This is a genomic window from Gilliamella sp. Choc6-1 (genome assembly GCF_001690385.1).
GTDB classification, from domain to species: domain Bacteria; phylum Pseudomonadota; class Gammaproteobacteria; order Enterobacterales; family Orbaceae; genus Gilliamella; species Gilliamella apicola_A.
In genome coordinates this window covers 1-16,562 of the sequence record NZ_LZHI01000050.1, presented here as the reverse complement: position 1 = coordinate 16,562, position 16,562 = coordinate 1, and the positions used below count along the sequence as shown (strand labels likewise).

Sequence of the window (16,562 nt, the reverse complement as noted above, 5' to 3'; positions counted from 1 at the left end):
TGGCTTTGGATCATTATTCATCCATTCTTAGTGATATCTCACCACCAATATAGGCATTAATTTTACCATTTTGCTCTAGTAATAAGGCTCCTTGATCATTTATGCCTTTTGCTTTTCCCTGAATAATGTTATCGCCAATTAATAGTTTTACAGGTCGGTTAACAAAGTTATCTAGTCTATTCCAATCATTAATAAATGGCGCCAACCCATGTTTTTCAAATTCGATTAATTGGCTTTTTAAAGCTTTGGCAATCTGTGCAACTAATAAGTTACGATCAACATTACCTAAATTAGCCCATTTTTGGTTAACTATGGTGGTGTCAGGGTTTGTCATGGTTAAGTTGACGCCAACACCAATCACAACATGGGCACAGTCGCCCGTTTTACCTGCAAGCTCAACTAAAATACCCGCTAGTTTTTGATCGTTAAGATATAGATCGTTTGGCCATTTAACTTTGATGTCTTGACCAGATAATGTACGTAAGGTGTCGGCAATAACAATACCAACAACTAAACTCAGCCCCATTGCCGCTGCGATACCGTGTTCTAGTCGCCAATACATTGAAAAGTATAAATTAGTGCCAAAAGGCGAAAACCATTTTCGCCCTCGCCTTCCTCGTGCTTTGGATTGAAATTCGGCGACACAGCAATCGCCCGATGTTAGTTGACCAATTCTATCCAGTAGATATTGGTTAGTTGAATCAATAATTGGCAATATGTCACATCGACTATTCGATTGGTAATACTGATCAATTTTAGTTTTATTAAGCAAATTAAGAGGTGCTGCCAAGCAATAGCCTTTACCCTGCACTGAAGTTAGCTCAATCCCCCACTCACGCAGTTGTTTGATGTATTTATTAATTCCTGCGCGTGTTATGCCAAATATTACTGCTAATTCTTCGCCCGAATGGTATTTGCCGTCTGCAAGTATTGCTATTAATTTAAGTGGATTATTGTGGTTGCGCATCCGCTTCTCTTTTTTTGATTAATAAAATGATGAAGTATAACGAAATTATAGCAAAACTGACAAATAAATAGGTATTACTCGTTTTATCCATAATGAATGCTATCACTGCAGGAGCAATTAAGCTGCCTAATGTGTTGGTTAATAGCATTGCTTGATTCATCGCCACAATATCTTGTTTTTTAACACACGAGCAGGCCCAAGCCATAGATATGGGGTAAATGGTATAAATGGTTACGCCTAATAGGATAATTGCTAATACATCACACCAATTAAATATCAGCATAATACATGCAATCAACATGAGTAGTGATTCGATTAGTAATACTGTTTGTCGCCCAAATTTATCTGCACACCAGTTAGCCGGCATTTGGGCAACTACTCCAGATAAAATAAGTAAAATAATCCAATTAGCCACCTGAACATCACTATAGCCTAAGTGCGAATAATAGGCCGGTAAGAGCGAATATAATGAGCCAATTAACATACCTGCAATAATACAACCGGTTAATCCAAGTCGAGAGGGTTTATTTAATATCATTGGCATGATGTTAAAGCTGCTTTTTTTCCTTTTTGGTAATTTATAATGAGTCAGCAAAATAAATAAAATTGCAAGCCCCATCAGTAACGCAATAACCAATCCAAAATACAATATATTTTGCGGGAAATACTGTAACAATGCTTGTCCCAAAACCGAACCCAAATAATAAGTAGTTAAATATACTGCAAGCATTTTTCCACGTGTACGTACCGGACCAGTGAGTAATATACAACTTTCAATAACCACCCAAGTGACCGCACAAGCAATCCCTATAAAAAATCGCCACATTATCCAGCTATAAAAATTCATTGAAAAACTTAATCCAATAGTTGCAATGGCAAAAATAATGCAACTATAAGTGTATGTGTGACGCGCATTAAATTTATTAATAAACCAATTGGCGAAAATGGTACCAATAAGGTTGCCAGTAAAATAACTTGAGCCAACTAGACCAATTTGTTCAAGCGAAAACTCATTACGCACTAACCACAAAGGTACTTGTGTGTTTAACGCTGATAATGAGATTGTCACAAATAATAAGCTGGCTAATAAAATAGGAAATGAATACGAATGTTTCATAATGTTATCGCGTATAATTATAAGTTAAAATTTGTGGGTAATTATAATTTGGTGCTAATTATAAATAACTGTCTGCATCAATTTCACCCGAGTTGCCGATAAATCGGATTTCTGGTGATAAATTCACCGAGAATTTTTGTAATACACATTTTTTTATATGTCGAGCTAATTCAACCACATCTTGTGCTGTTGCTTGACCTTTATTAACTAAGACCAATGCCTGTTGTTGATGTACCGCAGCGTCACCTATTTGGTATCCTTTTAGACCACACTGTTCAATCAGCCAACCTGCAGCTAATTTGGTTTGGTGATTGGCTTGTGGATATATTGGCATGTTTGGATAAATTTCAAGTAGTTTGTCCGCTACAATTTTATCGACCACAGGGTTTTTAAAAAAGCTTCCACCGTTACCTAGAACTTTTGGATCTGGCAATTTACTGCGGCGAATTTCGCAGACTTTATCAAAAATCATTTTGGCGGTAACAGTTTGTGGCTCAAAGTTACGTAATTCACCATAATTTAATATTGGTTGCCACTGTTTGGGTAATTTTATACCAACATTAATCACCGCATAACCTTGTAAATATTGTTTTTTAAATATGCTTTCACGGTATCCATATTGACCATCGGTGATAGTAAGGATTTTATTTGTAGCAAGCTCAAGCAGTTCCACATAATCCGCCACTTTTTGAAACTCAATCCCATAAGCACCAATATTTTGAATAGGCGCAGAACCCACACAGCCAGGAATTAAAGCAAGGTTTTCAAGCCCTGGTATATTTTTTTCAATTGTTTGTGATACTACATCATGCCAAATTTCACCTGCACCAACTTTTAAATGCCATTCTCGGTCGGTTTCAGTAATGGTTATCCCTTTAATACGATTAACAATAATTATGCCATTAAAATCACAAGTAAATAGTGTGTTACTTCCTTCGCCAATAATCATAATTGGTTGATTTTTATGATTTTCAAAAACAGTTTTAAGTTGTTCAACCGTTGTAACAGTAATGACATGCTGAGCATAAGCTTCTAGCCCAAAAGTATTCGGGATTTTTTGTTTCATTAATAACTACCTTTATTTCCTTTGAAGAAAAATATGTTATACCTTGAAATTGATTTAGCCAGTAGTGAGTGTATTGTTCAATCATTTTATTTCTTTTTAATTTTATAAAGCTTTTAACTTTAAAATTTGAAGTTGGATTTTCAACTTTAATATGTAAATAGAATGACTAAATGTTTATGCATATGGCAAGATAAATAACTATTGTATCATTTAAGTATATATATAATGCAATATGTTATCACAACAGTATGGGGTATTTTATCTAAACTTCGATGATTCTCCATTTTAAACACATTAAAAATAATTACTATGGCTATTAAAACCTAATATATGCACTTTTTCCCAAATGATTGCCCTATTTCTTTATTAAACGTTAACATTAATCAAATAATCAGCTAAAACAATGCTTAAATCTTTTTTGTTTTTTTTTAATCATGTATCATAGCTAACCATTCGATCTTTTTTAAATTAGAAGAAATTTAATCAGCCCGAAAATGTCTGTTATATTTATTGTGAATTATTATAAAAATAATCAATTGGGTATTAGATCACATTTTTACATGTTATTATTTCATATAATATAAGCCAATAAATTTATGTGAGTAAGGTTGTATTCGAAAGTTAGAGGAAATTATGAAAAGAGTTTTTATTATGATCCTTGATTCCTTCGGACTAGGTGGCGCTGAAGATGCGAAAAAATATGGCGATAAAGGCGCTAATACTTTAGGTCATATCGCCGAAGCCTGTGCATTAGGCAAAGCTGAGTGCGGACGCAGTGGAGTGCTAAACTTACCTAATTTAGGTAAGTTAGGATTACTAGAAGCTGCATATGAATCAACAGGGCATTATCCAAAAGGCATGAAATCTGAAGGTGATATCATTGGTTCTTATGGTTATGCAAGCGAAATTTCCTCGGGTAAAGATACGCCTTCAGGACATTGGGAAATAGCAGGCGTACCCGTTCTTTTTGATTGGGGTTATTTTACTAATACCACTAACAGCTTTCCTCAAGATCTTTTAGATAAAATTGTTACACGTGCAAATCTTCCTGGCTATCTAGGTAATTGCCATTCATCAGGCACGATTATTCTAGATGAACTTGGCGAGGAACATATGGCAAGCGGTAAACCAATTTTTTACACATCAGCAGATTCAGTTTTCCAAATCGCTTGTCATGAAGAAACGTTCGGTTTAGAAAAATTATATGAAATTTGCGAAATAGTACGTGATGAACTTAATAAAGGCAATTACAATATAGGGCGCGTTATTGCAAGACCTTTCATCGGTGCAAAAGCAGGTGAGTTTGTTCGTACTGGTAATCGTCATGATCTTGCTGTTGAGCCACCTGCACCAACAATGATTAAAAAGTTAGTTGATGAAAAAAATGGTCACGTTATTTCAATCGGTAAAATAGCCGATATTTATGCACACGTTGGGATAACAAAAAAAGTTAAAGCCACAGGTATTGAAGCGCTATTTAATGCTTCGCTTGAAGAAATAAAGCAAGCTAGAGACAATACCATTGTGTTTACTAATTTTGTTGATTTTGACTCTTCTTATGGACATAGACGCGACGTTTCAGGTTATGCTGCAGCTTTAGAATATTTTGATAGCCGTCTACCTGAAATGCTAGCACTGGTTGAACCAGGTGATCTGCTGATTATCAGTGCTGATCATGGTTGCGATCCTACATGGCCAGGAACGGATCATACACGTGAACATATTCCAGTGCTTGTTTATGGTGATAGCGTGCCAGTTGGATCTTTAGGTCATCGGAAAACTTTTGCCGACATTGGGCAAAGTGTCGCTGATTATTTTGATTTGTCGCCAATGGATTATGGTCAATCTTTTATTAGAAAATAGATAACTAATCCATTTTAAAGTAATACTTTTTTAGAAACAAAGATCAGGAGAATTTGATGTCTACCCCGCATATTAATGCCGCTGATAATGCTTTTGCAGAAACTGTTTTAATGCCTGGCGATCCGCTACGCGCAAAATTTATTGCAGAAACATTTTTAGAAAACGCACAAGAAGTCACTAATGTAAGAGCAATGCTAGGTTTTACAGGTTATTACAAAGGGCAAAAAGTCTCAGTTATGGGACATGGAATGGGCATTCCTTCTTGTTCTATTTATGTAACCGAATTAATAAAGTTTTATGGAGTTAAAAATATTATACGAATCGGCTCATGTGGTGCAATTAGCCCAAATGTTAACATCGGTGATGTTATTGTCGGTATGGGAGCTTGTACTGATTCTAAAGTCAATCGAATTCGTTTTAAAGATCATGATTTTGCCGCAATTGCCGATTTTGATCTAACCTGTAACGCAGTTAATGCAGCGAAACAATTGGGTGTAAATGTAAAAGTTGGTAATCTTTTTTCAGCTGATTTATTCTACAGTGTTGAACCCGAATTGTTCGATATTATGGAAAAATACAATATTTTAGGCGTTGAAATGGAAGCTGCTGGCATTTATGGAGTTGCTTCAGAATATGGTGCAAAGGCACTAGCAATTTGTACAGTTTCAGATCATATTCGAAAAGGAGAATCCATGTCGGCAGAACAACGCCAACTGGGCTTTAAAGAAATGATTACAGTAGCATTGGAATCAGTATTATTAAATCAGAATTAAAAAAATGGCAGATCAATTGCCATTTTTTTTTAAGTTTATTTTTTAGAATAATAAAAATATTAACAGTTAAATTAGATAAAACATTTTTTAAAACAAAAATCAGTAAGCTATTTTAACCGCATACTAATAAGCATTGCGTTATATAAGCAAACATAGTATTCGCTAATATTTAAATTTATTCATTAATAATTTGTTAGGCAATAGATTATCAAATATCTCATTTAATAAGGAATCGAAATGAATATTAAGTTTAAACTTAAGATTATATTTTTCTTACAATTCTTCATCTGGGGAAGTTGGCTTATCACCCTAGGTTCTTATATGATGGAGACTCTAAAATTTAGCGGTACGACAGTAGGCTCAGTTTATAGTACGATGGGAATCGCTTCTTTATTTATGCCAGGCTTACTTGGTGTTGTAGCAGATAGATGGATCCCTGCTAATAGGTTATTTATGATTTGCCATCTAATTGGTGCAATTACCCTATTTATTGCAGCATCAATTACATCACCTTTGATGATGGTTGTTGTTATGTTAATTCATTGCCTTGCCTTTATGCCTACTATAGCTATTTCTAACTCAATTTCTTACTCATGTTTAGCTTCGCAAGGTTTGGATGTTATCACTCAATTTCCTAATATAAGAATTTTTGGTACTATCGGTTTTATTATTGCAATGTGGTTAGTGAGCTTTTTAAAATTTGGATTAAGCAATATGCAACTTTATATTGCCGCTACCGGTTCAATTTTACTTAGCCTATACTCACTTACTTTACCATTAATTGTAATAACTAAAGATAATTCGAAAAGAAAGTCTCTTGTAAGCTCTTTAGGTCTAGATGCATTTGTTTTATTTAAGGAACCTAGAATTGCAATCTTCTTCATATTCGCTGTATTTCTTGGAGGAATTTTACAAATTACAAATACTTTTGGTAATCCTTTCTTGCTTTCATTTAAAAATGTTCCAGAATATGCCGATAGTTTAGTAGTACAATACCCTTCTGTTTTACTTTCTATTTCACAAATATCGGAAGTAGTATTTATACTGTTTGTTCCATTTTTTATGAAACGCCTTGGTATCAAATATGTAATGTTAATTAGTATGATTGCTTGGGTTGCTCGTTTTGGCTTATTTGCTTATGGTGATCCTTCTCCTGTTGGCTTCACGTTATTATTATTATCAATGATCGTATACGGTTGTGCATTTGATTTTTATAATATTTCTGGCTCTATGTATGTTGAAAAATCGGTATCTTCAAATATTCGTAACAGTGCACAAGGGCTTTTTATGATTATGACCAATGGAATTGGTGCTTATTTAGGTTCAACTATCAGTGGTTTTGTCGTTGATTATTATACATCAGATGGAATTATTGATTGGCGCACTATTTGGCTTATTTTTGCTAGTTATTCTTTAGTATTAGCAATCATATTTTTATTAATATTTAAAAACGAAAAAACAGAAGAAAAAGCTTTTCAGGTTATTAATTAATAAAGGAATCAGCAGCAATATTTAGTACTATTGCTGCTTTTTAGGAAAAATTAAATTAATATTTCCCTGATAAAAAATGAAAAAAATAAGCACACAAAATGTGTGGAAAACATGTAATTTATCCAGGTACAATAGCGTGTATGCAATTATAAATTAACTATACTGCACAAACCTTCCAGTGGCGTTTAAATATTATTATTGCAGGTATCCAATAGGCAGAATTAAACTGAAAAATATAAAATGCATAATCAAATTATCCCAAAAGTCATATTACATGAGCATGTTGAAGGCAGTATTACTCCTTTTATGGCTCAGAAGCTCGCCGATAAAAATCATATCATTTTTCCTAATTCATTATGTTATCAAGCCAATGAGTATGATAAAAATGAGTTTAAAAATGGTCGATATCGATACGATGAAACTAACTTTGTTGAATTTATTCAAACTTATGATACGGTTTCTAGTTTTGTTAAAACACCCGAAGATTATTACTTAATCACCTACGATTTTCTTTATAGAAACGCAAAGCAAGGATTAATTTACTGCGAACTGTTCCTTTCTCCTTATCATATTTGTACAACTGAAATTAATGGCGAAATTATTTGGAATCAAGAAAGATTTCATCAAACCTTAGAGCAAATGGATAAAGCAATTATTGATGTACAGAAAGAATTTGATGTCACAGTAAGATATCATGTTATTGGGGTTAGACACCTTGGCGCCAAAATTGTTTATGACACATTGCGATTTATCGAAAAGAATCCTCATCAGTTTATAACCGGTTTTAATATTGCTGGAAACGAAAAAGCTGGGCATTTTGATGATTTTCAAGATGCTCATCAATTAGCATCACAATTAAAATTAAAAAAATCTTATCATGCAGGCGAAATCGATTCAGCAGAAAGTATTATTCAAGCTCTAAAACACGGTGCAAATAGAATTGGGCATGGTATTCGAGCCATTGAAAATCAAAAGTTAATTCAAGAATTAATTGATAAAAAAATCACATTAGAAATCGCATTAACAAGTAACCGTATTTTAGTTAACGAACTTCATGGCAATATACATAATCACCCAGTGAGGAAACTGTATGAGCAAGGTGTACGTATAACGCTTAATACGGATGATGCTGGCATTTTTGGTACAGATATTGAAAAAGAGTATCACATTGCTCAAACAGTATTTCAGTTTTCAAGGTTAGAATTACTTGATATTACACTTTGTGGCATTGATGCTGCTTTTGTTGAAGAGTCAGTAAAGGTGAGATTAACACATTATGTTTTATCCTTATTTACTGCTAATGATAAACAAATGCTTCAACAAGCAATCACTGATAAAAAATACCATTTTGCTATTATTGACAGGTTTAAAACTTATCAAGAACTTTTATAAGCACTACATGTAAATAAGCAATATATCAAAAATAAATAGGAGATTTGTATGAAAAATAACAAGTTAATCCTTAACTTCTTAACCCTATTTATATCTGGTTTTGTTAATGCTGCAACGGTTGATTTAAGGATAATCGAAACAACCGACTTACACGGTAACATGATGAATTATGATTATTTTAAAGATCAGTCTGTTGATTCTTTTGGATTAGTAAAAACTGCTAATTTAATTCATCAAGCAAGAAGTGAAGTAAAAAATAGTGTCCTTGTTGATAATGGTGATCTGATTCAAGGTAGCCCGATGGCTGATTATGCCGTACATAAAGGTCTTGATGATGATGATATTCACCCTATTTATAAAGCACTTAATACGCTTGATTATACTGTGGGAAATATTGGTAACCACGAATTTAATTTTGGATTGGAATTTCTGCAAAAAAGTCTTTCTGGGGCTAAATTTCCTTACATTAACGCTAATGTTTATGATGCCAAAACTCAAAAGCCATTTTTTACACAATATATTATTTTAGATACTCCTGTTATTGATAGAAACGGCAATAAACACACTATTAAAATTGGCTATATTGGTTTTGTGCCTCCACAAATTATGCAATGGGACAAACTTAATCTTGATGGCAAAGTTGTCGTCAAAGATATTACAGAAACAGCCAAGCTATTAGTCCCTGAAATGAAAAAACAAGGCGCTGATGTTATTATTGCTATTCCACATTCTGGTGTTTCAACTGAACCTTATAAAGCATTAGCTGAAAATTCGGTTTACTACTTGAGCCAAGTAGAGGGTATTGATGCCATTATGTTTGGTCATGCTCATAGCGTGTTTCCAAGTGAAGCGTTCAAATCATTACCTAATACAGATATTAAAACGGGCAATATTAATCATGTCCCTGCTGTAATGCCCGGACATTGGGGTAGCCACTTAGGAGTAGTTGACTTAGTTCTTGAAGGCGAACAAGCAAATTGGCAAGTAGTTTCAGGAAAATCCGAAGCTCGTCCAATTTATGATATAAAAAACAAAAAAGCGCTAGTTGAAGCAGACGCCAAAATTGTTGATATTCTAGTCAAGGATCACCAAGGTACACGTGAATTTGTTAGCAAACCAATAGGTAAAGTTTCAACCGATATTACTAGCTATTTAGCATTGGTCGAAGATAGCTCAGCCCTACAAATTATTAACGATGCACAGATCGATTATGTTAAGCAATTTATTCAAGGTGATCCTGATCTGAATGGATTACCTATTTTATCAGCTATTGCACCGTTTAAAGCTGGCGGACGAAAAAACGATCCAAGTGCTTTTGTTGATGTTAAAAAAGGCAATTTGTCGTTTAGAAACGCTGCAGATATTTACCTTTATCCTAATATGTTATCTGCTGTGAAAATTACAGGTAAAGATGTTAAAGAGTGGTTGGAATGTTCAGCTGGTGTGTATAATCAAATTAATACTAATTCATCACAACCACAATATTTAATTAATTGGGATAAATTCAGAACCTATAATTTTGACATTATTGATGGGGTTAATTATCAAATAGATGTTACTAAACCACCTCGTTACGATGCAAATTGCCAGTTAATTAATCCAACATCTGAAAGAATTAAGAATCTGACTTATCAACAAAAAACAATTGATCCTAACCAAGAATTCTTAATTGCCACCAATAACTATCGCGCTTATGGCGGTTTATTTCCCGGCACAGGCGAAAAAAATGTTAAATTCAATTCACCAGATGATTTAAGATTGATTCTTTCTGCTTATATCACCAATATGACCCAAAAGAACGGTATAGTAGATGTCACTGTCGATAATAATTGGCAAATTGCTCGGATTACTAGTAATAAAAATTTGGATATTCGCTTTGAATCATCATCAACAGATGAAGCTAAATCCTATATCGAAAAACATTCACTATACCCTATTCGCTTTATTGACATAGATACATCTGGTTTTGGTGTTTATAAGATAGATTTACAGTCTCCTGTTAAAGCTCAACCTAAAATTTAGTTAGATTTATTACGACCAAAAGGATTATTAATATGAAAATTGAAAAACTGATTGAACTTGCTAAAACTGCCCGTTCTAAAGCTTATGTGCCTTATTCTAAATTTCAGGTTGGTGCCGTGCTAATTACTGAAGATGATGAAGCAATTTTAGGTTGTAATATTGAAAACGCATCTTATGGGCTAGCAAATTGTGCCGAGAGAACGGCAATTTTTAAAGCGGTTTCTGAAGGTAAAACAAAATTTAAAAAATTGGTGGTAATTGGCAATACTGATGGTCCTATCTCACCTTGTGGCGCTTGTAGACAAGTGATTAGTGAGTTTTGTGCTAAAGATATGCCGGTTATTTTGACCAATATGCAGGGAAAAATTCAAGAAACTACAGTTGGGGAATTATTACCTTGGTCGTTTTCACCAAGTGATCTTGATTAATTTTAGTTTATTTTTGATCAAAATAAAAAATAGTAAATCTAATATGAGGTTTATTTATACTATTCAATTTTTCGTCGATTATTTCGACAAGAACTAAACAGTCATACTTGTATGAACAGCGCAATACACTAACTTGATTTATTGATTTTAAGAGAGAATCGTTATGAGATTTGTAGATATTATTGAAAAAAAACGTGATGGACATTCTTTAACTACTGAAGAAATCCAATTTTTTATTACTAACTATACTAATGGTACCATCCCCGATTATCAAGTTAGTGCTTTATTAATGGCAATTTATTATCAAGGTATGACATCAAAAGAATGCGCAGATTTAACCAGTGCAATGATGTATTCTGGCGATACCGTTGATTTGTCATCTATCAAAGGTATTAAAGTTGATAAACATTCAACTGGTGGTGTGGGCGATACAACAACCTTAGTTCTTGCTCCTTTAGTGGCCGCTTTAGATGTACCAGTAGCTAAAATGTCTGGACGTGGCTTAGGTCATACTGGTGGCACTACCGATAAATTTGAATCAATTCCAGGATTTAAAATTGAATTAAGTAAACAAGATTTTATCGATCAAGTTAATCATAAAGGGCTTGCCGTTATTGGTCAATCAGGCAATTTAACCCCCGCTGATAAAAAGTTATATTCTTTACGTGATGTTACAGGAACGGTTAACTCTATTCCACTTATTGCAAGTTCAATTATGAGTAAAAAGTTAGCTGCTGGCGCTGATGCTATTGTTCTTGATGTTAAAACAGGTGATGGAGCACTAATGAAAGATATGGCGGATTCTGAAAAATTAGCTCATGAAATGGTGAATATTGGTAACCAAATTGGCCGTAGAACGATGGCTATTATCTCGGATATGTCACAACCACTTGGCTACGCTATTGGTAATGCACTTGAAATAAAAGAAGCAATTGATACCTTAAAAGGCCACGGCCCTGCTGATTTAACTGAATTGGTTTTAACATTAGGTAGCCAAATGGTTGTACTTGCTAATAAAGCCAAAACATTAGAAGAAGCCAGAGCAAAACTTCAAGAAGTTATTAAGAATGGCAAAGCTGTTGAGAAGTTCAAAATACTGATTGAAGCACAAGGTGGGGATAGCTCAGTTGTTGATCACCCTGAAAAATTGGCTAGTGCACCTTATCAAATTGCTTTACCTGCACTTAAATCAGGTTATGTTTCAAGAATCATTGCTGATCAAATTGGTATTGCTGCTATGCAATTAGGTGCAGGCCGTGCAACTAAAGAAGATATTATCGATCCTGCTGTTGGAATTGTGTTACATAAAAAAGTGGGCGATAAAGTGACCGAAGGTGAAGCATTGTTAACAATCCATACCAGTACCAATAAGATTGATGCAATCAAACAAAAACTTTATGACAATATTACAATTAGTGATAGTGCAAAAGAGCCTCAGCTCATCTATAAAATCATTACACAATAACTAATTGAGCAAGCAGATTTAAAAAACATCAGTATTGTTTAAGATTTAATAAAAAATGGTGATCAGATTAAGGATGATAAAATTAATAATTATATGTTTAATTTTGCAAAATAAGTTTGATCACCCATTAACATTTGAATAATCAACAAAAGTAATTTATTGCTAACAAAGAATAAATTGGTAAAAATTTAGAATTAAACTATATTTTTTAGTATCGAGGTTAACATTCACATGACAGAATTTCAAAATAGTTGTTATCAAATCGTGACCGACCCAAATTTGTCACCAAAACAAAAAGCCAATTTGCTCGCACTAGCAGCAGAAAATAATTTGCCTTATGTTGATATTGATAGTGAAACCCAAAAAGCTTTAGATGAACGTGTTATTTGTGACATGTATGAGGGGCACGCTCCATATAAACCACGCTATGTGCTCCCTGATTATGCTAAATTCTTACAACAAGGTTCAAAATGGCTTGAACTTGAACCTGCCAAGACTTTTGATGATGCACTAAATATGCTAACTATTGCTTATCATCATGTTCCTTCGGTAACAGGTATGCCTGTTTATTTAGGATGCTTAGATCAAATTTTACTTCCTTACATTGGTAATCTTACTGAAGATGAAATTTATCAACGATTAAAGCGTTTTTGGATCATGCTTGATCGTAATTTGCCCGATGCGTTTATGCATGCCAATATTGGCCCAACTGATAATATTATCTGTCGGGTAATCTTACGTGTAGATAGAGAGCTTAAACAAGTTGCACCTAATTTAACCTTTATCTATGATGAAGACATTACACCAGAATCACTATTATTAGTCGCTATAGAAAATATTTGTGAAACAAGCAAACCTCATATTGCAAACAATAATATGATCAAAAAAGATTTTGATGACCAAGGATATGGCGTAGTAAGTTGCTATAATTCACTACCCGTTGCCGGCGGAGGAAGTACGCTTTCACGAATCAATTTAAAAGAAGTAGCATTACGCAGTAAAAATAGTGAGGATTTTTTGACAAATACCTTACCTTACTATTGTCAGTTACAATTTAATCTTATTCAAGCAAGATCGGACTTTCTTTATAATCAATCCAACTTTTTTAATAGCAGTTTTTTAGTCCAAGAAGGATTAATCGATCCCAATCGATTTGCCCCCATGTTTGGTATCTTTAGTATGGCTGAAGCGGTCAATATCCTGCAAGAAAAAGCAAATTTAGCAGGTCGTTATGGTTTTGACCAACAAGCCAATGAGCTAGCATTAACCATTACCCAACTCGTTGCCAAATTTATTGATACACACACAATAAAAAATGCTTGGAAAGGAAAGGCTATGTTGCACTCGCAATCTGGTATTAGTTCAGATAGAGGCACAACCCCTGGTTTACGCATTCCTTATGGTCATGAACCTGATCCTGTTACCCATATTATGGCGCTATTTAAACACCATCATTACTACACATCAGGTATCAGCGATATTTTAACAATTGATGAAACAATCAAAAATAATCCTCTAGCCTTACTACAAATTTGTAAAGCAGCTTTTAAATTAGGTTTCCGCGAATTTACTGCTAATATCAGTGGTAATGATCTTGTTCGAGTAACTGGTTATATGGTTAGATTATCGGACATCAAAAAGTATAAACAAGAAGGATCACGAATTAATACAACGTTTTTAGGAGCAGAAGCTGCTAATGACGTTAAAAACAATAGTTATTTATGTCGAAAACCAAGAGTTATCAGTCATGAACAAGTCATGGGCAATCGTTAATAAGATATTACCCTTTTCTTGTGTTGATGGACCAGGCAATCGGTTAGTCATATTTTTACAAGGATGCAATTTTCGTTGTTTAAATTGCCACAACCCTTACACTATATCATTATGTAAAGATTGTGGTGATTGTGTGAGTACTTGTCCACATCAGGCATTAAGTTTTAACAATCACCGCGTTATATGGCAAACTTCAGTTTGCCAACAATGCGATACTTGTATTAATACTTGTGTTCATCACTCAACTCCAATGACTTATAAATACAGTGTTGAAGATATATTAAAAATTATCCGAAAATATCTGCCATTTTTAAATGGTATAACCCTTAGTGGAGGAGAAGCTACTATGCAACTTCCTTTTATTGAAAAACTATTTAGAGCAATAAAACAAGCCAACGATTTAAATCACCTTACTTGCTTTATTGATAGCAATGGTTACTTACACCAAACAGGATGGCAAAAATTAGAAAACGTGATGGACGGTGCAATGATTGACCTTAAAGCTTGGGACAATCAAATAAATAAAGAATTGACTGGTCGCGATAACCTACGTGTTAAAAAAACCATTGAATACCTTGCAAGTATAAATAAATTATATGAAGTTAGATTTTTGCTTATTCCCAACCACACCGATTTACAAGTTAATGCCAAATATATTGCTTGTTTCTTAATGAAAATTGATTCAAATATTAAAATTAGAATCAATGCATTTCATAATCGTGGAATTCGTGGTATCGCCCAAAATTGGGAACCTGCAACCAAACAACAAGTTGAACAATTTGCCGCACAATTAAGACAATATGGTCTGCATAATATCGTATTACCAAGCCTCTATTTGTAATATTCATCTATTTAACATAAAGTATTTTCATCATTCCAATTGATAACGTTTAAATTTCCTATATGTGGATATAAGAAATGCACATAAAATTGTGCTTTTGACTGAATACTTACAATAAAAATAATAAACTCACCAACCGTGTTTGATCAGTTGTCGGTAAATGCAAACTTATTTATCAAGTCGGTAACTAAGCTGCAATTTCTACTTTTTAAATAATAACTCAGGTTTTTAACTATCATATCAACATAAATATCATAATGATTTATCAGAAAATATCGAGGTTGAAAAATATTACAATTAGTATCAATTAATGTTGTTTTAAATCATTTATGAATAATAAGCTGATTTAGATAATAAGGCTCTCTTCGATTAATTGGGTTAGCGCCTATATCAAGCCAATTACCACCGTCCAACCAACCATTACGAATATTTAATGCCAGTAAACTAGGTTGAATATAACAAATTCCATCATTAGCAATAGCAGAAAAAGTTTTAATGGCTTTTTTTAAATCAGAAACGCTAGGATTACCGTATTCAGTAAATGTCCGATAATTAACAGTCACTTTTACTTGGACATTATCTTTATACTGTTCTACATTGCAGATATTATTTCCCAAAATAACCTTTGAATCTGAAGTTAAAACATTATTGCTTGCATCTTTCCATTCAGTTTTAATACTTTCAATTTTATAGCCATTTTGCAATCGCAAATAATTGCCATTTGAGTCTAAGATATCGGTATCATTTAATCTGGATATATCAATACTAAAGGAGTAATCACTTGGGGAAGTATCATATGCAATATAAATCTTATCACTTTCATGAGGTAATAGAGTTAAAGGAGCACTATTTGGAGCTTTTAATTTTACGATAAGATTATTAAAAATTTTAGTATCCACACTGGGGAAAATTAATGGAGAACTTCCATGAATAATATTTAAGACATTAGCCGAATGTAACGATAAATTAGCAAAAGTAATTTGTGGAAAAATAAAAAGAATTAAAAGAATCTGTTTTACTTTATTAATAACAAATTTATTTAGTAAGAATTGATAATTTTTATTATTGAATGTTATTAAATCAATATTCATTATTACCCCCTCTTAACACCTTTCATACAACCAAAGTTAGGTTACTGTTATTAACATCAAATTTACTTTTAAAATGCTAATGATTAATAGATAGAATCAAAATCGCTATGTCTTTTATTTAATAACTGGAATAGACGTTTTAAAATGACACGATTAAGAAAAATATAAACCTTTAAATAAATATTTGCTTTTGAGGCGTAGTGATTAATTGGCTATTTTTAAACACCATTTTTAAAAAAATACGCTGTAAAGCCAATTTTATCTGTTATAAAT

Annotated in this window: 13 protein-coding genes; 9 read left to right on the top strand and 4 right to left on the bottom strand. The window is 33.2% G+C overall.

The annotated features are described in order from the left end of the window. Window positions 1-13: 13 nt before the first annotated feature. From birA to murB, 3 genes are read right to left on the bottom strand one after another with little or no spacing between them, the layout of a single operon-like run. Window positions 14-967, bottom strand: coding sequence for a bifunctional biotin--[acetyl-CoA-carboxylase] ligase/biotin operon repressor BirA (gene birA / locus A9G36_RS07245; RefSeq protein WP_034946554.1), 954 nt, complete (start codon window positions 965-967; stop codon window positions 14-16). Then, window positions 951-2,084 (bottom strand): MFS transporter, encoded by a 1,134-nt coding sequence (locus tag A9G36_RS07240; protein ID WP_065568956.1) that lies wholly within the window; start codon window positions 2,082-2,084, stop codon window positions 951-953. Before A9G36_RS07240 ends, birA begins: the two co-directional genes overlap by 17 nt. A 58-nt stretch (window positions 2,085-2,142) precedes the next feature. After that, window positions 2,143-3,150, bottom strand: coding sequence for a UDP-N-acetylmuramate dehydrogenase (gene murB / locus A9G36_RS07235; protein WP_034946558.1), 1,008 nt, complete (start codon window positions 3,148-3,150; stop codon window positions 2,143-2,145). 633 nt (window positions 3,151-3,783) lie between these two features. On the opposite strand from murB, the gene A9G36_RS07230 reads away from it, so the two are divergent. From A9G36_RS07230 to A9G36_RS07190, 9 genes are all read left to right on the top strand, one after another. Further along, window positions 3,784-5,013: a phosphopentomutase gene (locus A9G36_RS07230; RefSeq protein WP_065585570.1), complete on the top strand. Its 1,230-nt coding sequence runs from the start codon at window positions 3,784-3,786 to the stop codon at window positions 5,011-5,013. Between the two features lie 56 nt (window positions 5,014-5,069). Then, complete coding sequence (gene deoD / locus A9G36_RS07225) at window positions 5,070-5,786, top strand: purine-nucleoside phosphorylase (protein WP_034946563.1); 717 nt, start codon at window positions 5,070-5,072, stop codon at window positions 5,784-5,786. A gap of 237 nt (window positions 5,787-6,023) precedes the next feature. Next, complete coding sequence (locus A9G36_RS07220) at window positions 6,024-7,277, top strand: nucleoside permease (protein WP_034946566.1); 1,254 nt, start codon at window positions 6,024-6,026, stop codon at window positions 7,275-7,277. 240 nt (window positions 7,278-7,517) lie between these two features. After that, window positions 7,518-8,669: an adenosine deaminase gene (add, locus tag A9G36_RS07215; RefSeq protein ID WP_065573895.1), complete on the top strand. Its 1,152-nt coding sequence runs from the start codon at window positions 7,518-7,520 to the stop codon at window positions 8,667-8,669. Between the two features lie 48 nt (window positions 8,670-8,717). Further along, window positions 8,718-10,691, top strand: a complete 1,974-nt coding sequence (locus tag A9G36_RS07210) for a bifunctional 2',3'-cyclic-nucleotide 2'-phosphodiesterase/3'-nucleotidase (RefSeq protein WP_065568960.1) — start codon at window positions 8,718-8,720, stop codon at window positions 10,689-10,691. 8 nt (window positions 10,692-10,699) lie between these two features. Continuing rightward, window positions 10,700-11,119: a cytidine deaminase gene (locus tag A9G36_RS07205; protein WP_442902658.1), complete on the top strand. Its 420-nt coding sequence runs from the start codon at window positions 10,700-10,702 to the stop codon at window positions 11,117-11,119. 163 nt (window positions 11,120-11,282) lie between these two features. Next, window positions 11,283-12,584, top strand: a complete 1,302-nt coding sequence (locus A9G36_RS07200; protein ID WP_065573896.1) for a pyrimidine-nucleoside phosphorylase — start codon at window positions 11,283-11,285, stop codon at window positions 12,582-12,584. A 231-nt stretch (window positions 12,585-12,815) separates the two neighbouring features. After that, a complete protein-coding gene (locus A9G36_RS07195; RefSeq protein WP_065568962.1) occupies window positions 12,816-14,357 on the top strand; it encodes a YjjI family glycine radical enzyme in 1,542 nt (513 codons plus the stop codon). Next, on the top strand, window positions 14,332-15,198 hold the full coding sequence (locus A9G36_RS07190; protein WP_034947026.1) for a YjjW family glycine radical enzyme activase: 867 nt from the start codon (window positions 14,332-14,334) through the stop codon (window positions 15,196-15,198). Before A9G36_RS07195 ends, A9G36_RS07190 begins: the two co-directional genes overlap by 26 nt. Window positions 15,199-15,521: 323 nt before the next feature. Here A9G36_RS07190 and A9G36_RS07185 read toward each other — a convergent pair whose 3' ends face one another. After that, on the bottom strand, window positions 15,522-16,289 hold the full coding sequence (locus tag A9G36_RS07185; RefSeq protein WP_065573897.1) for a hypothetical protein: 768 nt from the start codon (window positions 16,287-16,289) through the stop codon (window positions 15,522-15,524). Window positions 16,290-16,562: the final 273 nt, after the last annotated feature.